This is a genomic window from Streptomyces sp. NRRL WC-3605 (assembly GCF_001509795.1).
Classification (GTDB): Bacteria; Actinomycetota; Actinomycetes; order Streptomycetales; family Streptomycetaceae; genus Streptomyces; species Streptomyces viridochromogenes.
Window position 1 is genome coordinate 13,844 of sequence record NZ_LLZN01000049.1, and the last position, 19,955, is coordinate 33,798.

A 19,955-nucleotide genomic window follows, 5' to 3' on the forward strand; every position below is an offset into this window, starting at 1 on the left:
CCGGTCCACCCTTCACACGATCGATCTGTGAGGAGCCGGCTCATGACGGACACCACGCTCGACCTCGGACCGCAGACGCTGGCGGTCGCCCGTCTCGCCCTGGCCGTCCGCGACGACCAGCTCGCCGCGCCGACGCCCTGCCCGGACCTCGCCGTCCGTCATCTGCTGGGCCACCTGCTCGGCCTGTCCGTCGCCTTCCGCGACGCCGGCCGCAAGGACCTCGGCGTCACGACCGACACCAGCCCGGACTCGGCCGTCCCGGACGTCGGGCCCGGCTGGCGCGAGGAACTGCCCAAGGTCCTCGACGAGCTCGCCGAGGTGTGGCGGGCCCCCGGCCCGTGGACCGGGACGACCCGCGCGGGAGGCATCGACATGCCCGGTGCCGTCGCGGGCGCTGTCGCCGTGGACGAACTGGTGATCCACGGCTGGGACCTGGCCCGCGCCACCGGGCAGCCGTACGACCCCGACCCCGCGGCGGTGCGGGCCTCCTACGAGTTCCTGTGGGCCGCGGCCGAAGAGAACGGCCGGGACGGCAGCGGCATCTTCGGTCCCGTCGTCCCGGTTCCGGACGGGGCGCCCCTGCTGGACCGCGCGGTGGGCCTGAGCGGGCGGAACCCCGGCTGGAGCCCGGCCCGGTAGGAGACCCGGCACTCGGACCCGAGAGCGAGCGAACGCCCCGCCGGTCGTCACCGGCGGGGCGTTCGGCGCTGCCGGGCCGAGGGGGGCTCAGGCCGGCAGGTCCCGGGGCGGGTGGTGGCCGCTCCGTGAAGTCAGATGACGAGAACGGGAGTTCGGTTGCCTCGGCGGCCGCGGACGCGCGGGGAGGTCTTCCGCCGATGCCCTTCCGTAACACGGGGAAAACCTGAAACCCCCGCGGCGGGGGAACAATCCAGCCAGCATCCGCACCGTGATCCTTCGGGCGACGAGGAGTGACGCCATGTCAGAAGCGCAGAAGGTGGACGACCGGGCAGGAGCGCCCGAACCGGGCGTGAACAGCCTCGACCGGTTCTTCCGGATATCCGGGCGAGGCTCCACGCTGTCCCGGGAGATACGCGGAGGCTTCGCCACCTTCTTCACGATGGCCTACATCCTTGTCCTGAACCCCATCATCCTGGGCAGCGCCAAGGACAAGTTCGGCCATCAGCTCGACCCCGTCCAGCTCACCACCGCCACCGCCCTGGTCGCCGCGGTCATGACCGTCATCATGGGCGTCGCCGGCAATCTGCCCCTCGCGCTCGCCGCCGGTCTCGGCCTCAACGCCGTCGTCGCCTTCCAGATCGCGCCCCTCATGTCGTGGGACGACGCGATGGGACTGATCGTCCTGGAGGGCCTGCTGATCTGCGGCCTCGTCGTCACCGGGCTGCGCGAGGCCGTCATGCACGCCATCCCGCAGCCGCTCAAGCAGGCGATCAGCGTCGGCATCGGCCTGTTCATCGCGTTCATCGGCTTCGTCGACGCCGGCTTCGTCAGCCGTATTCCGGACGCCGCGAACACCACCGTGCCGGTCCAGCTCGGCGGCACCGGTGCTCTCGCTGGCTGGCCGATCCTGGTGTTCTGCCTCGGCGTCCTGCTGACGATCGCCCTGCTCGCCCGCAAGGTGAAGGGCGCCATCCTCATCAGCATCGTCACCATGACGGTCGTCGCGATGATCATCGACTCGCTGGCGGACATCAAGAGCTGGGGCCTCACCACCCCCGCCTGGCCCGACAAGGTGGTGGACACCCCCGACTTCGGCCTCCTCGGGCACTTCAGCCTGTTCGGCGCCTTCGGGGAGACCACCGCCATCACCGTGGTCCTGCTGATCTTCACGCTGATCCTGTCGGACTTCTTCGACACCATGGGCACGGTCGTCGGCGTCAGCGCGGAGGCCGGGCTCCTCGACGAGCAGGGCAGGGTGCCGAACCTCGGGCGGGTGCTGCTCATCGACGGCGCCGCGGCGGCCGCGGGCGGCGCGGCCTCGGCGTCCTCCGCCACCTCCTACATCGAGTCGGCGGCCGGCGTCGGGGAGGGGGCCCGCACGGGCTTCGCCAACCTGGTCACCGGGGGTCTCTTCGCGCTCGCGCTGTTCTTCACCCCGCTGCTCACGATCGTCCCGCTCCAGGCCGCCGCCCCCGCCCTGGTCGCCGTGGGCTTCCTGATGATGACGCAGGTCAAGAGCATCGAGTGGGACAGGTACGACATCGCCATCCCGGCGTTCCTGACCATCGCCGTCATGCCCTTCACGTACTCGATCACGAACGGCATCGGCGCGGGGTTCGTCGCCTACGTGCTGATCAAGATCGTGCTCGGCCGGGCCAGGGAGGTGCACTGGCTGCTGTGGGGGACCTCGGCGCTGTTCCTGGTGTACTTCGCCATCGACCCGATCGAGCAGATCCTCGGCGTACGGTGACGCTGCCGTACCAAGGGCTGTCAGCCGCGCAGAGCCGCCTCCATCACCTTCCGGGCCACGGGGGCGGCCAGGCCGTTGCCGCTGACCTCGGAGCGGGCGGCGTTCGACTGCTCCACCAGCACCGCCACGGCGACCTCCTTGCCGTCCGCCTTCGCGTAGGACGTGAACCAGGCGTACGGCGTCTTGCTGTTCTTCTCGCCGTGCTGGGCGGTGCCCGTCTTGCCGCCGACCGTGGCGCCCGCGATGCGCGCGTTGGTGCCGGTGCCGTCCTCGACGACCGTGCGCATCGCCGACTGGAGCTGCTCGGCGGTGCGGGAGCTGACGATCTCCTCGCTCCCCGCGGTGTCGTCGTAGTCCTCCAGGACGTCGCCGCCGCCGTCGGTGATCTGCGCGACCATGTGCGGCGAGACCAGCTCGCCGCCGTTGGCGATGGCGGCCGACACCATGGCCATCTGCAGGGGCGTCGCGGTGACGTCGAACTGCCCGATGCCGGACAGCGCGGTCTGCGCCTCGTCCATGTCCGCCGGGTACACGCTCTCGTACGCCCGCACCGGCACGTCCTGCTTCTCATCGTTGAAGCCGAACTTCTCGGCCATCGCGCGGACCTTGTCCTGGCCCAGGTCGACGGCGACGCTCGCGAAGACGTTGTTGCACGAGTACCGCAGGGCGACACGGAGGGAGGCGTCCTCGCAGGGCGCCGAGGGGTTCTCGTTGGTCAGCTTGCTGTTCGACTGCGCCAGCGGGTACGGGTCCGGGCTGTCCGTCGGGTCGTCCACCGACTCGTACAGGCCGTCCTCCAGCGCGGCCGCCGCGACGACCAGCTTGAACGTCGAGCCGGGCGGCAGCGGCTGGCGCAGCGCGCGGTTCGTCATCGGCTTGTCCGGGTCGCCGGTCAGCTGCTTCCAGGCGTCCGCGTCACCGGTGGTGATCTTCGAGGGGTCGTACGACGGGGTGGAGGCGACCGCAAGGATGCGGCCCGAGGACGGGTCGATCGCGACGGCGGCGCCCTTCTTGTCGCCCAGTGCGTCGTAGGCGGCCTTCTGCACGGCGGGGTCGATCGTGGTGACGACGTTGCCCGGGTCGGACCGCTTGTTGGTCACTGTGTCCAGCACGCCCTTGAGGCGGTTGTCGGTGCCGTCGAGCAGGTCCCGGTAGACGCCCTCCAGCTGCGTGGCCCCGAACGCCTGCGAGCTGTAGCCGGTCACGGCCGAGTACAGCGAGCCGTCCCGGTACGTCCGCTTGTACGCGAGGTCGCCGCCCGTCGTCCGGGCCGAACCGGTGACCGGCTTGCCGCCCACGATGATGTCCCCGAGCGGCGCGCTGTACAGCGCGATCGTGTTCCGCCGGTTGTCCTTGTCGTCCGCGAGGGCCCGTCCGTCGTAGAACTGCACCCAGGTCGCCCTGACCAGCAGGGCGAGCACCAGGAGCAGCGTGAAGACGGAGGCCCGCCTGATCGTCTTGTTCATCCCACTTCCAGGGACGAACGGATCGGGTCCGATCGTTCCATGCGTCCCGATTTCTCATCGGACGTTCATGGAAGGGAGCGGAGCCGCGCCGTCAGTCCTCCAGGTGCAGGACGAACTCGTCGATCTCCGTGCCCCGCGCGTGGGCGAAGCCGCGCGCCTTCGCCGTCACCCGGAACCCGCACTTGAGCAGCACCCGCAGCGAGCCCTCGTTGTCGGCGGCCGCGCGCGCGTACAGCGGGCGCTCGGGCACCTCGTCGAGCAGCCGGCGCAGCGCCGCCGTGGCGATGCCGCGGCCCCAGTACGCGCGGTCCACCCAGTAGGTCACCTCACGCTCGCCGGGCTCCCCGTAGACGGCGGCGCTGCCGACCACGTCCCCGTCGGCCAGGATCGTGCGCGGGACGTCGGAGGAGGCCAGGACGCGCCGCCAGTGCGCGTCGAAGGCGGCCCGGTCGGTCGGATCGGCGGGGGTGAAGGCCGCCATGCGCAGGGCCTCCGGATCGTTCAGCTGGCGGTAGAAGACCGGCAGGTCGCTGTCGTGCACCGGGCGCAGTTCGACGTCCATGACGTCAGAGCCTACGGGTGGCCAGGGTCAGCCGGTCGCGCGCGTCGAACAGCGCGTCCTTCACCAGCTGCTCGTGCGCGGGCGTCAGCCGCGCCACCGGGACCGAGCAGCTGATCGCGTCCCGGGCCGGGGTGCGGTAGGGGATCGCCACGCCGAAGCAGCGCAGCCCCAGCGTGTTCTCCTCGCGGTCGACGGCGAAGCCCTGCTCACGGACCTGGTGCAGCTCCTCGATGAACTTCTCCCGGTCGGTGATCGTGTTCTCCGTCAGCGCGGGCAGCGTCTCCGGGAGCATCTTGCGGACCTGCTCGTCGGAGTACGTGCTCAGCAGCGCCTTGCCGAGGGACGTCGAGTGCGCGGGCAGCCGGCGGCCGACCCGGGTGAAGGGCCGCAGGTAGTGCTGGGACTGGCGGGTGGCCAGGTACACCACGTTCGTGCCGTCGAGGCGGGCCAGGTGGATCGTCTCGGTGGTGTCGTCGGAGAGCCGGTCCAGGGTGGGCCGGGCCGCCGCGACGACCTCGTCGCCGTCGATGTAGGAGGTGCCGACCAGCAGGGCCCGGACGCCGATGCCGTACCGGGTGCCCGTCGCGTCGGTCTCCACCCAGCCCAGCTCGACCAGGGTGCGCAGCAACATGTAGAGGCTGGACTTGGGATAACCGACGGCCTCCTGGACCGCCGCGAGGGAGTGCATGCCGGGGCGCCCGGCGAAGTACTCCAGCAGTTCGACCGTCCGTACCGCGGACTTGACCTGCGCCCCGCCGCCCGTCTCGCCAGCCGCCATCGCCATGGACCCCTTTGTTCGACGAGGATCTGCGGATATGGTCTCCGCAGCATGTTCATCATCAGAGACAGTGTTCAGTATATCGAACGAGCCTCGTGGATGATCGTGCAGATTCATACGTGTGGCAATACAGGTGGAGGGACCCGCGGTGGCAGCAGCACCAGTCTGGAGTGTCGACCCCCGAACCGGGAAGCAGCGTGAACAGGTTGCGGTCGAGGCCACAGCCCACGAGGTGGACACCGCGGTCCGCGCCGCGCACGAGGCGCGCGCCGCCCTCGCCGACCGCACCGTCCGCGCCGCCTTCCTGCGCACCGCCGCCGACCGGCTCCAGGCCGCCGGGGACCGGCTCGTCGAGGCCGCCGACGCCGAGACCGCGCTCGGCCCGGTCCGGCTCACCGGCGAACTCGCCCGCACCTGCTTCCAGCTGAGGGCCTTCGCCGACATCGTCGACGAGGGCGCCTTCCTCGGCGTCGTCATCGACCACCCCGACGACACGGCGACCCCGCCCATCCCCGACCTGCGTCGCTACAAGGTCCCGCTCGGCGTCGTCGCCGTCTACTCGGCGTCCAACTTCCCCTTCGCCTTCTCCGTCGCCGGCGGCGACACCGCGAGCGCCCTCGCCGCGGGCTGCCCGGTCGTCGTCAAGGCCCACCCCGACCACCCCGCGCTCTCCGAGCTGGTCGCCCACGTGCTGCGCAACGCGGCCGCCGAGCACGGCGTCCCGGCCGGCGTCGTCGGCCTGGTGCACGGCTTCGAGGCCGGACTCGAACTCATCCGGCACCCGCTCGTCGCCGCGGCCGGCTTCACCGGCTCGGTGCGCGGCGGGCGCGCCCTGTTCGACGCGGCGGCCGCCCGCCCGGTCCCGATCCCCTTCCACGGCGAACTGGGCTCGCTGAACCCGGTGCTGGTCACCGAGGCGGCGGCGGCCGAGCGCGGCGAGGCCATCGGCACCGGGCTCGCCGGATCGATGACCCTGGGCGTCGGGCAGTTCTGCGTGAAGCCGGGCCTCGTCCTGGTGCCGTCAGGCGCGGCCGGCGACGGCCTGGTCAAGTCGCTGACGGACGCCGTCAGCAACTCCGAGGCGGGCGTCCTGCTCGACCACCGGATGCGCGACAACTTCCTCGCCGGGGTGGCCGAGCGCACGGGGCTGCCCGAGGTGGACTCGCCGGTGACGCCGGGCGCGGGCGGCGAGCACACCGTCAGCGCCGGGTTCCTCACGGTCGCCGCGAGCGCGCTGGCCGAGGAGGGCGCCCACGACGTGCTCCTCGAGGAGTGCTTCGGGCCGGTGACGGTGGTCGTCCGCTACGACGACGAGGCCGAGGCCACCCGGGTGCTGTCCCGGCTGCCGGGCAACCTGACGGCGACCGTCCACCTGTCCGCCGAGGAGGCCGCCGGCGAGGGACGCGGGGCCGCCGTCCTGGCGGAGCTGACGCCGCTGGCCGGACGCGTCCTGGTCAACGGATGGCCGACGGGTGTCGCCGTCGCGCCGGCCCAGCACCATGGCGGGCCCTACCCGGCGACGACCTCGACGTCCACGTCCGTCGGCGGCACGGCCATCGAGCGCTGGCTGAGGCCCGTCGCGTACCAGGGAGCGCCCGAGGCGCTGCTGCCCCCGGAGCTGCGCGACGACAACCCGCTCGGGCTGCCCCGCCGCTTCAACGGCGTGATGGAGGTCTGACGGCCCTGGGCGGTCCTGGGGCACGGGGTCGCGGGGCACGCGGTCTTGGGGCAGAGGGTCCTGGGGCACGGGGTCCTTGGGCACAGGGGCGGGCGCCCGGGCCTGGCGCCTGGAAGAATTCCGCCATGGACCTGGAGATACCCGAACTGCCCTTCCCGCTGCGCACCTACGGCCCCGACGGTCACTGGGCCTACGAGGACGGCATCCTCTCCGGATGGGCCGGCCCGCGGCAGGACCGCTTCGTGCCGCCCACCGGGGAGGCCCTGGACGCCGCCTCCGACGCGCCGCGGCTGCTGGGCGCGCCCGAGGGCGACTTCCAGCTGATCGCCCGGGTCACCGTCGGGTTCGCCGGCGCCTTCGACGCCGGGGTGCTCTACGTCCACGTCGGCGAACGCGCCTGGGCCAAGCTGTGCCTGGAGTACTCCCCGGACGTCCCCACCGTCTGCACGGTCGTCACCCGCGGCCACTCCGACGACGCCAACTCCTTCACCGTGGACGGGAGTTCGGTGTGGCTGCGGGTGAGCCGCACCGGACGCGCCTTCGCCTTCCACGCCTCCCGCGACGGCGAACGCTGGACCTTCGTCCGTCTCTTCACCCTCGGCGACGAGAAGGAGACCGGCGCAGCCCAGGTCGGGTTCATGACCCAGTCGCCGCTGGGGGAGGGGTGTGTGGTGACCTACGACCACCTCGCCTTCCGGCCCGAGTGGCCCAAGGATCTGCGCGACGGGAGCTGACCCGGCTTCCGGCCGCCCGCAACCAGGACCCACGCCGGCCACGTCCCTCGAGGCATGATCCATGACCGAGTCCCGGCGGGCCGCGTGATCCGCCCCGCCCTGCCCGCCGAACTGGGCCACGTCGTCGCCCTGCACGCCCGCGCCCGCGCGACCTACTACCCGGACGGGCTCCCGCAGGACGGCACCGACTGGGCGGCGGCCTGGCGCACCGCCGTCGAACGGCCCGACGGGCGGGTGCTGTGCGTCGTCGAGCAGGGCCGCCTCATCGGCCTGGCCTCGTTCCGCACCCCCGAGGGAGCCCCCGCCGACCTGGTCAAGCTGTACCAGTTCCACGTCGACCCCGATCACTGGCGCCGGGGCGTCGGCAGCGCCCTGCACCGGGCCTGCGCCGAGGAGTGGGCGGCCGACCGCCGCAGCACGGCCGTCCTCGACGTGCACGTGGACAACCGGCGCGCCCAGGACTTCTACGCCCGCCAGGGCTGGCGGCCCGACCCGGACAACCCGCCCGCCGACGGCGACCACCACCGTTACCTGCGCTTCACCGTCCCGGCCGTCTGACCCGAGCGGCGGGGAATGAAACCGGCTGCTTGAACGTTCACCGACCGGGCGGAGGGAGTCTCCGCATCCGCGGAGGGAGTCTCCGCACCCGAACGAACCGGAGAGAGCCTCACCCATGCGCGTCGAGATCTGGAGCGACATCGCCTGTCCGTGGTGCTACGTGGGCAAGGCCCGCTTCGAGAAGGCGCTCGCCGCCTTCCCGCACCGCGACCAGGTCGAGGTCGTCCACCGTTCCTTCGAACTGGACCCCGGGCGCGCCAAGGGCGACATCCAGCCCGTGACCACCATGCTCACCAGGAAGTACGGCATGAGCGCCGACCAGGCGAAGGCCGGCGAGGAGAACCTGGGCGCGCAGGCCGCCGCGGAGGGCCTCGCCTACCGCACCGAGGGCCGCGACCACGGCAACACCTTCGACATGCACCGCCTGCTGCACCTCGCCAAGCGGCACGGCCGCCAGGACGAGCTGATCCAGATCCTGTACCGGGCGAACTTCGCCGAGGAGCGGTCCGTCTTCGCCGAGGGCGACGACCGTCTCGTGGAGCTGGCCGTCGAGGCCGGACTCGACGCAGGCGAGGTGCGCCGGGTCCTCGCCGACCCGGACGCCTACGCCGACGAGGTCCGGGCCGACGAGCGCGAGGCCGCCCAGCTCGGCGCCACCGGCGTCCCCTTCTTCGTGCTCGACCGCGCGTACGGCGTCTCCGGCGCCCAGCCCGCCGAGGTCTTCACGCAGGCGCTCACCCAGGCGTGGGGCGACCGCTCGCCGCTGACGCTCCTCGACACGGGCGACACCGATGACGCTCACGCGTGCGGCCCCGACGGGTGCGCGGTCCCACAGGCCTGACGAAAGCGCAGGTCAACGCCTATACATAAGCGTTGCTTAGATGAACGACGTAAGAAATCGCAATGGACCAGCACGGTCCGCAGGGCTCAGAGTGGGGTCATGGAGACCTTCGAGAGCCTCGTCCGCGCAGAGTTCGCCCCGAAGAACGTCTATCTGAACACCGCCAGCAACGGCCTCCTCCCGGCCCGCACCGTCGCCGCCCTCGACCGGGCCGCGCGGATGCGGGCCGACGGCGTCGCTCTCGGCTCGCTCTACGAGGACGTCGAGGCGGTCCGGGCGTCCTTCGCCCGGCTGGCCGGGGTCCCGGTCGAGCGGGTCGCGCTCGGCGGTTCCGTGGCCGAGTACGGCGCGCTGATCGCCGCCTCCCTGCCCGAGGGCGCCGAAGTCCTCACCGCCGACGCCGACTTCGCCTCCCTGGTGAACCCCTTCCACATGCGCGGCGACCTCAAGGTGCGCTCCGTCCCGCTGGAGCGCCTCGCCGAGTCCGTCCGCCCGGACACCGCGCTCGTCGCCGTCAGCTCCGCGCAGTCCGCCGACGGGCGGCTCGCCGACCTGCCCGCGGTGCGCCGCGCGGCCCGGGCGCACGGTGCCCGCACCTACGTCGACGCCTCCCAGTCGCTGGGCTGGCTGCCGCTGGAGGCCGCCGAGGACGACTTCACCGCCGCCGTCGCCTTCAAGTGGGTGCTGGGCCCGCACGGCATCACGTTCTTCGTCGCCCCGGAGGACTTCGGCGGGCTGACGCCGTTGCTCGCCGGCTGGATCGCCGGAGAGGTGCCGTGGGAGAGCTGCTACGGCCCGGTCCAGGAACTCGCCCGGTCCGCACGGCGGTTCGACATCAGCCCCGCCCTGTTCGGCTTCGCCGGGCTGCGCGCCTCCCTGGACCTGATCGAGCGGCTGGGCGTGGACGCCGTCCGGGCCCACGACCTCGCGCTGGCCGACCGCTTCCGCGCGGGCCTGGAACGCCTCGGGCACAGCCCGGTGCCCGCGCCGGGCTCCGCCATCGTGTCCGTGCCCGGACTCGGCTCCCGGCAGGGCGAGTTGAGCCGCGCGGGCATCGAGGTCTCCGACCGCGCGGGCAATCTGCGCGCCGCCTTCCACCTCTACAACACCGCCGGTGACGTCGACCGGCTGCTGGACGCGCTGTCCGGCTGAGCCCCGCGCACACGGCGACGCGGCCCGCCCCGTACCAGAAGTACGGCCGGGCCGCGTCGCCGCGTGCGCGCGAGAGGTCACCTCACCGGGGTGAAGTCCCTCGCGCCGATGAACTCCGGCCGCCGGACCGGAGCCGCGAAGGGCTCCACGGCGGTGTTCTCCACGCTGTTGAACACGATGAACACGTTGCTGCGCGGGAACGGCGTGATGTTGTCGCCGGAGCCGTGCATGCAGTTGCAGTCGAACCAGGTCGCCGAACCGGCCTTGCCGGTGAAGAGCCTGATGCCGTACTCGGACGCCATCTTGGTCAGCGCCTCGTCGGACGGCGTGCCCGCGTCCTGCATCTGGAGCGACTTCTTGTAGTTGTCCTTCGGCGTCTCTCCCGCACACCCGAGGAAGGTCTTGTGCGAGCCGGGCATGATCATCAGCCCGCCGTTGGTGTCGTGGTTCTCCGTCAGCGCGATCGAGACCGAGATGGTGCGCATGTTCGGCAGGCCGTCCTCGGCGTGCCAGGTCTCGAAGTCGGAGTGCCAGTAGAAGCCGCTGGCCCCGAAGCCGGGCTTGACGTTGATCCGCGACTGGTGGACGTAGACGTCCGAGCCGAGGATCTGCCGGGCCCGGCCCACGACCCGCTCGTCGCGCACGAGGTTCGCGAACACCTCGCTGATCTTGTGCACCTCGAAGACCGACCGGATCTCCTTGGTCTTCGGCTCCACGATGGAGCGCTCGTCCGCGCGGATCGCCGGGTCGTTCACGAGCCGCTCCAGCTCGCGCTGGTAGACGGCGACCTCGTCCGGGCCGATCAGCTGGTCGATGGCGAGGAAGCCGTCGCGGTCCAGGGCCTGCAGGTCAGCGGCCGGGACCGGGCCGGGCGTGTCCGGGGACCCCCAGACGACGGGGTCCTGCCGCGGGGTCGCCACCTCGGTGGCACCGCGGGTCGGGTAGAGATCGGTGACGTGCGTGGTCGTGGTCACGGTGACTCACACCTCCTCGGTGAGCAGCGGGTAGACGCCGTTCTCGTCGTGGTCCTCCCGTCCGGTGACGGGCGGGTTGAACACGCAGATGCAGTGGAAGTCCTCCTTGACCTCGAGCGTGTGCCGCTCGTGGCCGTTGAGGAGGTACATGGTGCCGGGGGTGATGTGGTACTTCTCCCCGGTCTCGCGGTCGGTCAGCTCGGCATCGCCCTTGGTGCAGACCACGGCCTCGATGTGGTTGGCGTACCACATGTCGGTCGTCGTGCCCGCGTACAGGATCGTCTCGTGCACGGAGAAGCCGACCCCCTCCTTGGCGAGGACGATGCGCTTGCTCTCCCAGGTGCCGGACGCCGATTTCACGTGGCGGTCGGTGCCTTCGATCTCCTTGAACGAACGGACGATCACGGTGCTGCGATGCCTCCTAGGTGGTGGTGTTCCCTGCCGGGTACCGGTCAGGCGGTCTCGCGGACGGCGCGGGCGAGGATGCTGAGTCCCGCCTCCAGCTCGTCCGGGGTGATGGTCAGAGCGGGCAGCAGCTTCACGACCTCGCTCTCGGGGCCGGACGTCTCGATGAGCAGCCCGAGCTCGAAGGCGCGGTGGGCGACCCGGCCGGCGCGCTCCTTGTCGTGGAACTCCATGCCCCACACCAGGCCGCGGCCCCGGTACTCCTTCACGTCGGGCAGGTTCTCCTCGCAGATCGCGATCAAACCCTGCTCGACCTGCTCGCCGCGGGTGCGGGTCTGCTTCTCCATCGCCGAGCCGTCGGCCCAGTACGACTCCAGCGCCGCCGTCGCCGTGACGAAGGCGGGGTTGTTGCCGCGGAAGGTGCCGTTGTGCTCGCCCGGCTCCCAGATGTCCAGCTCGGGCTTGAACAGGCACAGCGACATGGGCAGGCCGTAGCCGCTGATGGACTTGGACACGGTGACGATGTCGGGGGTGATGCCCGCCTCCTCGAACGAGAAGAAGGCGCCCGTGCGGCCGCAGCCCATCTGGATGTCGTCGACGATGAGCAGCATGTCCTGGCGCTCGCACAGCTCGGCGAGCGCGCGCAGCCACTCGGGGCGGGCCACGTTGATGCCGCCCTCCCCCTGCACGGTCTCCACGATCACGGCCGCGGGCTTGTTCAGGCCGGACCCCTGGTCCTCGAGGAGCCGCTCGAACCAGAGGAAGTCCTCGACCGTTCCGTCGAAGTAGTTGTCGAACGGCATGGGGGTGCCGTGGACCAGCGGGACGCCGGCGCCGGCCCGCTTGAAGGCGTTGCCGGTGACGGCCAGCGAGCCCAGCGACATGCCGTGGAAGGCGTTGGTGAAGGACACGATGGCCTCGCGGCCCTTGACCTTGCGGGCCAGCTTCAGCGCGGACTCGACGGCGTTGGTGCCCGTCGGGCCAGGGAACATGACCTTGTACGGCAGGTCGCGCGGCCGCAGCACCAGGTCCTGGAAGGTCTGCAGGAAGGCCCGCTTGGCGCTGGTGGACATGTCGAGCCCGTGCGTGACGCCGTCGCGCTCCAGGTAGTCGATCAGTGCCCGTTTCAGGACCGGGTTGTTGTGCCCGTAGTTCAGTGATCCGGCACCGGCGAAGAAGTCCAGATACTCGTGGCCGTCCTCGTCGTACATGCGGCTGCCGCGCGCACGGTCGAAGACAGTGGGCCAGCCGCGGCAGTAGCTGCGCACCTCGGACTCGACGGTCTCGAAGACGCTGAGGTCGGGCTGGGTGATGGTCACGACGAATCGCTCCTCGTGGGGGTGGGGGAGGGGTCAGACGGAGAGGGGACCGATGCGGTACAGCACTTCGGGGTCGTGCGGCCCGTCCGGGAACAGTCCCGCCGGGAACAGCACCTCGCGCTCGAGCGCGGCGCCGTGGCGCTCGGCGAAGGAGGCGAAGAGGCGCTCGGAGGCCGTGTTGCCCGGGGTGATGGTGGTCTCGACGCTCGTGACGCCGTGCTCGCGGTGGACGCGTGCGGCGAGCTGGTCCAGCAGGGACGCGGCGAGTCCGCGTCCGCGGTAGGCGCCGTCCACGGCCACCTGCCAGACGAGCAGGGTGTGCGGGCGCTCCGGCCGCACGTATCCGGTGACGAAGCCGACCGGTTCGCCGCGCTCGTCACGCGCGACGGCGGATGTGCCGGCGAAGTCCCGGCACCACAGCAGATAGCTGTACGACGAGTTCAGGTCGAGCGCCTCGGAGTCGCGGGCGATGCGCCACAGCGCGGCGCCGTCGGCTGTCGCCGGACGGTCGATTTGCAGGTCGGCTTGTGCGGCAGTCATGCAAATTGAATTTACCGAGAGAATTTGAAAAATGCATGGCCGGAAGGGGTTACGTCTATCGTCGGCCTGTGTTATCACGCGGGCGTGAGCAGAGCCGTTCAGCCGCAGAGAATCGCCCGGTTTGCTAGGTTAATACCGGACAAAATGCCTTCGATGTGGAACGTGTCACAGCCATGTAACTTGCGTGGAGCGTGGCCGGAATAACTCTTTCCGAGGTTCACGAAATCTCTGCGTTTAAGGTCCGGGAAACCGGGCAGAAGCCTTAGGTGAGTTGCCCCCGATAAAGAATTCGAGAATTACCCCTGAATTCAGGCTGCATTGATGTCGTCGACAGCTCGCAGAGCCGCCTCCACATCCACCGTCAGCCCCTTCTCGGCCAGCGCGGCCCCCAGCGCCGCGAGGCTGCCGCGGACCACGCCCGCCGTGGCGTCCTTGCCGTAGTGGTTGACCCGGATCATCTCCTTGGCCAGCGCCCCGCCCCCGGCCGCCAGCGGCAGCGCCGGATCGGACGCCAGCGCGCGGGCCACCACCTCGGACGCCTCGACACCGGCCGGCGTCCGCAACGTCGTCGCCACCGGAGCGGCGTCCCGGGCCTCGCGCACATACGGCTCCAGGCCGCCGCCCAGCGCCACGGCCCCCGCCCGGGTGGCCAGCGCCGCCGCGCGGTGCCGCGCCATCACGACGTCCGGGCCGTCCGCCTCGATCCGCTCCACGCACGCCTCCAGCGCCAGCATCTCCAGCTGGGCGGGCGCGTGCAGCAGCGCGCGGCGGCCGCCGTCGATCCACCGCTCCTTCCAGTCCAGGAGCGACAGGTACGACCGGCGCGGCGCCCCGGGGTTCGCCGCCATCCGGGCCCACGCCCGCTCGCTCACGGACACCGCCGACACCCCGGCCGGACCGCCCATCGCCTTCTGCGCCCCGATCACGCACAGGTCCACGCCCCACGCGTCCGGCAGCACCGGCTCCGCCCCGATCGACGCCACGGCGTCCAGGTAGAACAGCGCCCCGTGCTTCCGCACCACCTCGCCGATCTCCGCGACCGGGTTGGTGTTGCCGGTGGCCGCCTCCGCGTGCACCAGGGACACGAAGTCGATCTCCGGGTGCCTCTTGAAGGCGTCATGGATCTGCCGCGCCGTGACCGCCGTGTGGAACGGCACCGCCAGATCGATGACCCGGGCGCCGCAGTCCCGCAGCCAGTCCCCGAAGGTCTGCCCGTACGGGCCGGTGATCACGTTCAGTGCGGTCGTGCCGGGCCCGGCCGTGCCACGGATCGCCCCTTCCAGCGGCAGCAGCGCCTCACCCTGCATGATGACGACGTCCTGCCGGGTCCCGAGCAGCCGTGCCACACGGTCCTCCACCGCGGCGAAACGGGCGGCGGTCAGCGGGGCCAGATCCAGGAAGGGGTGGGTCACGGCGGAACTCTCTTCGCTCTCGGCGCTCCGGCTCTTCACTCCGAAGCCGACCCCACGAGCGTAATCCCGTCGCGTACGGGCACATCTACACCCTGGGCCCCAGCCGGGCACAGCCGTGTCCGCTCCCCACTTCTCAGGTCGAACGGCCCCCAGGCCATCGGTTTGGTTTGAGGACCTCAAACTTCTCCTTATAATCGGAACTCTCAGTTCCCCCACAGGAGGCTCCCCCGTGAAGACGACCTTCGGGCGCCGGACCCGCGTCCTGGCCGCCACCACCGCGACGGCCGGGCTGGTGCTCGTGGCCGGCTGCTCCTCAGGCGACGACGGTGGCAGCGGCACCAAGACCGCGGCCGGTGGTGTCGAGCTCGTCAAGGCGGGCCAGCTGACCACCTGCACCCACCTGCCGTACCCGCCGTTCCAGTCCGAGATCGACGGCAAGGTCCAGGGCTTCGACGTCTCCCTCGTCGACCTGGTCGCGGACGACCTCGGAGTGAAGCAGGCGATCCTCGACACCCCCTTCGAGAACTTCAAGACCGGCGCCTTCCTCAACTCCGGCGAGTGCGACCTCGCGGCCGCCGGCATGACGATCACGGCCGAGCGCAAGAAGAACGTCGACTTCTCCGACCCGTACTTCGAGGCCACCCAGGCCGTCCTCGTCGACAAGAAGAGCGGCATCACGTCGTTCGCCGACCTCAAGGGCAAGAAGGTCGGCGCCCAGGCCCAGACCACCGGCGAGGACTACGCCAAGAGCAAGGGCCTCGACCCGGTCTCCTTCGAGTCCTCCGACGCCGTCCTCAACGGACTGCGCACCGGCCAGGTCCAGGCCGTCGTCATCGACTACCCGGTCGTCCAGGGCTGGCTGAAGGACAAGGCCAACGCCGACGCCTTCCAGGTCGCCGAGCAGATCAACACCGGCGAGCAGTACGGCTTCACGGTGAGGAAGGGCAACACCAAGCTGCTCGCGGCGGTCAACAAGGCGCTCTCCGAGGCCAAGGCCGACGGCACCTACAAGAAGCTGTACGAGAAGTGGATCGGTCCGTACGACGAGTCCGCCGCCTCTCCGTCGCCCGCCGCCTGACCCCGATGAGCGGCACAGAGGTACCACTCCAGCCGAAGAGGAAGGGCCTGACCCGGCGGCAGAAGCGCAGCCTGTCGCGCGGCGTCCAGTACGTCGTCTTCGTCGCGGCCGTGATCGCCTTCGCGGTCGCGGCCGACTGGGACCGGCTGAAGAACCAGTTCGCGCAGGGGTCCATCGCCCGGGAGATGTTCCCGGACGTCATCACCCTCGCGCTGAAGAACACCGTGCTCTACACGGTGTCCGGCTTCGTCGTCGGACTCGTCCTCGGCATGGTGATCGCGCTGATGCGGCTGTCGTCCGTAGGGCCCTACCGCTGGCTCGCCGGCATCTACATCGAGATCTTCCGCGGCCTGCCCGCCCTGCTGATCTTCATCTTCATCGGCGTCGCCGTGCCCCTGGCCTTCCCCGGCACGCAGATCCCCGGCGGCACGTACGGCAAGGTCGCCCTCGCGCTCGGCCTGGTGGCCGCCGCCTACATGGCCGAGACGATCCGGGCCGGCATCCAGGCGGTGCCCAAGGGGCAGATGGAGGCCGCGCGCTCGCTCGGCTTCTCGCCCGCCCGCGCGATGATCTCCATCATCATCCCGCAGGCGTTCCGGATCATCCTGCCGCCGCTCACCAACGAACTCGTCCTGCTGTTCAAGGACTCCTCGCTGGTGCTGTTCCTCGGGGTGACCCTGGAGGAGCGGGAGCTGTCCAAGTTCGGCCGCGACCTCGCCAGCCAGACCGCCAACTCCACGCCGATCCTGGTCGCGGGCCTGTGCTACCTGCTGATCACGATCCCGCTCGGCTTCGTCGTCCGCCGCATGGAGGCCAAGGCCCAGGAGGCCGTCAAGTGAGTACCACGGCAGAGATCCAGGTCCGCGACCTGCACAAGTCCTTCGGCGACAACGAGGTGCTGCGCGGCATCGACCTGGAGATCGGGCAGGGCGAGGTCGTGTGCGTCATCGGCCCCTCCGGCTCGGGCAAGTCGACGCTGCTGCGCTGCGTGAACCTGCTGGAGGAGCCGACCAAGGGCCAGGTCTTCGTCGGCGGCGCCGAGCTCACCGACCCGGACGTCGACATCGACGCCGTACGCCGCCGGATCGGGATGGTCTTCCAGCAGTTCAACCTGTTCCCGCACCTCACGGTGACCGAGAACCTCACCCTGCCGCAGCGCCGGGTGCTCCGCCGCGGCAAGGAGGCCGCCGCGAAGGTCGCCGCCGAGAACCTGGAACGGGTCGGCCTGGCCGAGAAGGCCGGCGCCTACCCCGCCTCCCTCTCCGGCGGCCAGCAACAGCGCGTCGCCATCGCCCGCGCCCTCGCCATGGGCCCCCAGGTCATGCTGTTCGACGAGCCGACGTCCGCGCTGGACCCCGAACTCGTCGGCGACGTGCTCGCCGTCATGCGCATGCTCGCGAACGAGGGCATGACGATGATGGTCGTCACCCACGAGATGACGTTCGCGCGCGAGGTCGCCGACCGGGTCGTGTTCATGGACGGCGGCGTGATCGTCGAGGACGGCACCCCCGACCAGGTCATCGGCAACCCCCGGCACGAACGCACCCGGCACTTCCTCTCCCGGCTCCTCGACCCGGCGATGGCCGACGTCGAGGAGGACGTCCCGGACCAGGTGGGCAGGACCGAGTAGCCGCTCACTAAGGTGCAGAGCATGAGCGAACGCGCGGTGCTGCACGTGAGGGGCCGGGTCCTCGCCGGCCCGGACGACGTCCGGGACGAGCTGTGGGTCGTCGGCGGACGGATCACCTACGACCGTCCCGCCGGTGCCCGCGACGTGCGCACCGTCGACGGCTGGGCCCTGCCCGGCCTGGTCGACGCCCACTGCCACGTGGGACTCGGCCCGCACGGCCCCGTCGACGCGGGCACCGCCGAGAAGCAGGCCCTCACCGACCGCGACACCGGCACCCTGCTGCTGCGGGACGCCGGCTCGCCCTCCGACACCCGCTGGATCGACGAGCGCGAGGACCTGCCGAAGATCATCCGGGCCGGCCGGCACATCGCCCGCACCCGTCGCTACATCCGCGGCTTCGCGCACGAGATCGAACCCGAGGACCTGGTCGCCTACGTCGCCCAGGAGGCCCGGCGCGGCGACGGCTGGGTCAAACTCGTCGGCGACTGGATCGACCGGGACCTCGGCGACCTGGCGCCCACCTGGCCCCGCGAGGCCGTCGAGGCGGGCATCGCCGAGGCCCACCGGCTGGGTGCCAGGGTCACCGCGCACTGCTTCGCCGAGGACTCCCTCCAGGACCTCGTGGAGGCCGGCATCGACTGCGTCGAGCACGCCACCGGCCTGACCGCCGAGCTGATCCCCCTGTTCGCCGAGCGCGGGGTGGCGATCGTGCCGACCCTCGTCAACATCGCGACCTTCCCGAAGCTGGCCGACGGCGGCGAGGCCAAGTTCCCCCGCTGGTCGGCCCATATGCGCCGGCTGTACGAGCGCCGCTACGACACCGTCCGCGACGCCCACGACGCCGGTATCCCCGTCTTCGTCGGCACCGACGCGGGCGGCACCCTGCCGCACGGGCTGGTCGCCGCCGAGGTGGCCGAGCTGGTCACCGCCGGCCTGCCCGCCACCGACGCCCTCGCCGCGACGACCTGGGCGGCCCGCGCCTGGCTCGGCCGCCCCGGCCTGGACGAGGGTGCCTCGGCCGACCTCGTCGTCTACGAGACGGACCCCCGCGCCGACGTCCGCGTCCTGGCGGCCCCCCGCCGCATCGTCCTGAACGGCCGCGTCGTCGGCTGACGCATCCCGGTGACATCCGGCGCCCCGGCCGCCCCGGTGCGCGCGGGCGGGGCGGTGCGCCGGTACGGGCGCTCGCCCGGATGAGGGTACGGAGGTGACTTCGGGGAACACCCGTGCCGCGAAATTCGAAAAGGTTCACGGGAAAGTCACGTTGGAGTGAAGTGGCGGCGGAACGCTGACTGTTCACCCGAGGTGCGCGATTCTTGCCGAGTCCCGAGCACGTTTCTTCTGGGGGTCCCCACCTTGAACGGCAAGAACTTCCGCATGCCCGCACGCCGGTTCGCCACTCTCGCGACGGCCACCGCGCTGGCCGCAGGACCAGCGGCCCTGGGCGTGGCGGGCCCGGCCCAGGCGACCGGAGACGAGGGCCGGGCGAGCGCCGTCGTCCTGCGCACCGGGCTCGACGTCTCCCTGCTCAACAAGACCGTGAACGTCCCGCTCGCCGTCTCCCTCAACGAGGTGCAGGCACCGCGCAGCGCCGAGAAGACGGCGCTGACGGCCCGCCTCGACGGGGTCGACGGCGGCGAGCCCTTCAGCGTCGTCAAGGCCGACGTCGCGAAGGCGAGCGCCACGGTCGAGGACGGCAGGGCCGAGGGCCTCATCGAGCTCGCCCGCGCCAAGGTCCACGTCCCGGGCCTGCCGCTGCTGTCGCTCATCGAGGTCGGCCAGGTCACGTCCAAGGCGACCTGTGTGGCGGGGGAGGAGCCGACCGCCACGTCCAACCTGCTGGGCGACGTCACCGTCCTCGGCAAGAAGGTCAAGCTCACGGCGGGCGGCACCACGCGCGTCGAGGTCCCGGGCGTGGGCGAGGTCCGCCTGGACTACTCCAAGACCGAGCAGACCTCGCGGACGGCCGCCGCCACCGCGCTGGAGCTCAACGTCTCCGTCAACCCGCTGAAGCTCAACGTGGCCGAGGTCGAGGGCACCCTCACCCTGGCGAAGGCCACCTGCAAGACCCCGGCCGCCCCGGAGCAGGAGGCGGCCCCGGGCGACGAGCCGGCCGGTGAGATCGAGCCGCAGGGCGAGAAGGCCGACGAGGGCCTCGCCGAGACCGGCGGCAACTCCATGACGCCGTACATCGCGGGCGGCGCGCTCGCCCTGCTCCTCGCGGGCGGCGGCGCAGTGGCCCTGGCGAAGCGCGGCCGCAACTGACGCCACCCACCTGAACCGGCCCCCGGGCACCGCCACTGCCGGCGCCCGAGGGCCGTCCGGTGCCCGCCGACGGCAGCAACTGCCGCAGGGCGCGCCGGAGGCCGTCACCCGTCACGCGCCCCGTATCACCGGCCGCCGCGAGCCCGGGAAGGCATCCGCGACCGCGCGGTTCCC

General features: G+C 71.3%; 20 protein-coding genes. 12 read left to right on the plus strand and 8 right to left on the minus strand.

The genetic code is table 11. The features are described from left to right. Nucleotides 1-42: 42 nt before the first annotated feature. Both ADL34_RS13220 and ADL34_RS13225 read left to right on the plus strand, forming a co-directional pair. Nucleotides 43-639: a TIGR03086 family metal-binding protein gene (locus ADL34_RS13220; RefSeq protein WP_062671224.1), complete on the plus strand. Its 597-nt coding sequence runs from the start codon at nt 43-45 to the stop codon at nt 637-639. A gap of 298 nt (nt 640-937) precedes the next feature. Continuing rightward, nucleotides 938-2,389 carry an NCS2 family permease gene (locus ADL34_RS13225; protein ID WP_062671225.1) on the plus strand — a complete coding sequence of 484 codons (1,452 nt, stop codon included), beginning with the start codon at nt 938-940 and terminating at the stop codon, nt 2,387-2,389. Between the two features lie 20 nt (nt 2,390-2,409). Here the strand turns inward: ADL34_RS13225 and ADL34_RS13230 are convergent, their stop codons facing one another. From ADL34_RS13230 to ADL34_RS13240, 3 genes are all read right to left on the minus strand, one after another. Continuing rightward, a complete protein-coding gene (locus tag ADL34_RS13230) occupies nt 2,410-3,855 on the minus strand; it encodes a peptidoglycan D,D-transpeptidase FtsI family protein (protein ID WP_062671228.1) in 1,446 nt (481 codons plus the stop codon). A 91-nt stretch (nt 3,856-3,946) separates the two neighbouring features. After that, nucleotides 3,947-4,417, minus strand: coding sequence for a GNAT family N-acetyltransferase (locus tag ADL34_RS13235; RefSeq protein WP_062671230.1), 471 nt, complete (start codon nt 4,415-4,417; stop codon nt 3,947-3,949). Nucleotides 4,418-4,421: 4 nt separating this feature from the next. After that, a complete protein-coding gene (locus tag ADL34_RS13240; protein ID WP_062671389.1) occupies nt 4,422-5,195 on the minus strand; it encodes an IclR family transcriptional regulator in 774 nt (257 codons plus the stop codon). Nucleotides 5,196-5,343: 148 nt separating this feature from the next. Here ADL34_RS13240 and ADL34_RS13245 point away from each other — a divergent pair, with 148 nt between their 5' ends. The 5 genes from ADL34_RS13245 to ADL34_RS13265 all read left to right on the plus strand — a co-directional run bounded on the left by ADL34_RS13245 (nt 5,344) and on the right by ADL34_RS13265 (nt 10,158). Next, on the plus strand, nt 5,344-6,873 hold the full coding sequence (locus tag ADL34_RS13245) for an aldehyde dehydrogenase (NADP(+)) (RefSeq protein WP_062671231.1): 1,530 nt from the start codon (nt 5,344-5,346) through the stop codon (nt 6,871-6,873). 125 nt (nt 6,874-6,998) lie between these two features. Continuing rightward, nucleotides 6,999-7,607 (plus strand): DUF1349 domain-containing protein, encoded by a 609-nt coding sequence (locus ADL34_RS13250; RefSeq protein ID WP_062671233.1) that lies wholly within the window; start codon nt 6,999-7,001, stop codon nt 7,605-7,607. Between the two features lie 54 nt (nt 7,608-7,661). Next, entirely contained in the window at nt 7,662-8,165 is a 504-nt protein-coding gene (locus ADL34_RS13255) for a GNAT family N-acetyltransferase (protein WP_199835565.1), read from the plus strand. A gap of 115 nt (nt 8,166-8,280) precedes the next feature. Next, nucleotides 8,281-9,006, plus strand: a complete 726-nt coding sequence (locus ADL34_RS13260; RefSeq protein ID WP_062671235.1) for a DsbA family oxidoreductase — start codon at nt 8,281-8,283, stop codon at nt 9,004-9,006. A 99-nt stretch (nt 9,007-9,105) separates the two neighbouring features. Next, complete coding sequence (locus ADL34_RS13265; protein WP_062671237.1) at nt 9,106-10,158, plus strand: aminotransferase class V-fold PLP-dependent enzyme; 1,053 nt, start codon at nt 9,106-9,108, stop codon at nt 10,156-10,158. A 77-nt stretch (nt 10,159-10,235) separates the two neighbouring features. On the opposite strand, the gene thpD is transcribed toward ADL34_RS13265, so the two are convergent. The 5 genes from thpD to ADL34_RS13290 form a co-directional block, all read right to left on the minus strand. Then, nucleotides 10,236-11,132, minus strand: a complete 897-nt coding sequence (gene thpD, locus ADL34_RS13270) for an ectoine hydroxylase (protein WP_062671239.1) — start codon at nt 11,130-11,132, stop codon at nt 10,236-10,238. A gap of 6 nt (nt 11,133-11,138) precedes the next feature. After that, entirely contained in the window at nt 11,139-11,537 is a 399-nt protein-coding gene (locus ADL34_RS13275; protein WP_062671240.1) for an ectoine synthase, read from the minus strand. 47 nt (nt 11,538-11,584) lie between these two features. Beyond that, nucleotides 11,585-12,856 carry a diaminobutyrate--2-oxoglutarate transaminase gene (gene ectB / locus ADL34_RS13280; RefSeq protein ID WP_062671242.1) on the minus strand — a complete coding sequence of 424 codons (1,272 nt, stop codon included), beginning with the start codon at nt 12,854-12,856 and terminating at the stop codon, nt 11,585-11,587. Nucleotides 12,857-12,889: 33 nt separating this feature from the next. Beyond that, a complete protein-coding gene (gene ectA, locus ADL34_RS13285; RefSeq protein ID WP_062671244.1) occupies nt 12,890-13,396 on the minus strand; it encodes a diaminobutyrate acetyltransferase in 507 nt (168 codons plus the stop codon). Between the two features lie 308 nt (nt 13,397-13,704). Continuing rightward, entirely contained in the window at nt 13,705-14,808 is a 1,104-nt protein-coding gene (locus tag ADL34_RS13290) for a pyridoxal-phosphate-dependent aminotransferase family protein (RefSeq protein WP_062671246.1), read from the minus strand. Between the two features lie 229 nt (nt 14,809-15,037). Between ADL34_RS13290 and ADL34_RS13295 the strand changes: the two genes are divergently transcribed. The 5 genes from ADL34_RS13295 to ADL34_RS13315 all read left to right on the plus strand — a co-directional run bounded on the left by ADL34_RS13295 (nt 15,038) and on the right by ADL34_RS13315 (nt 19,781). Next, entirely contained in the window at nt 15,038-15,886 is an 849-nt protein-coding gene (locus tag ADL34_RS13295) for a transporter substrate-binding domain-containing protein (protein WP_062671247.1), read from the plus strand. Between the two features lie 5 nt (nt 15,887-15,891). After that, nucleotides 15,892-16,725, plus strand: a complete 834-nt coding sequence (locus ADL34_RS13300; RefSeq protein WP_062671249.1) for an amino acid ABC transporter permease — start codon at nt 15,892-15,894, stop codon at nt 16,723-16,725. Continuing rightward, on the plus strand, nt 16,722-17,516 hold the full coding sequence (locus ADL34_RS13305) for an amino acid ABC transporter ATP-binding protein (RefSeq protein WP_062671251.1): 795 nt from the start codon (nt 16,722-16,724) through the stop codon (nt 17,514-17,516). The genes ADL34_RS13300 and ADL34_RS13305 overlap by 4 nt, the downstream gene beginning before the upstream one ends. 21 nt (nt 17,517-17,537) lie before the next feature. Further along, a complete protein-coding gene (locus ADL34_RS13310; RefSeq protein WP_062671253.1) occupies nt 17,538-18,629 on the plus strand; it encodes an amidohydrolase family protein in 1,092 nt (363 codons plus the stop codon). A 243-nt stretch (nt 18,630-18,872) separates the two neighbouring features. Next, entirely contained in the window at nt 18,873-19,781 is a 909-nt protein-coding gene (locus ADL34_RS13315) for an SCO1860 family LAETG-anchored protein (RefSeq protein ID WP_062671255.1), read from the plus strand. Nucleotides 19,782-19,955 lie beyond the last annotated feature (174 nt).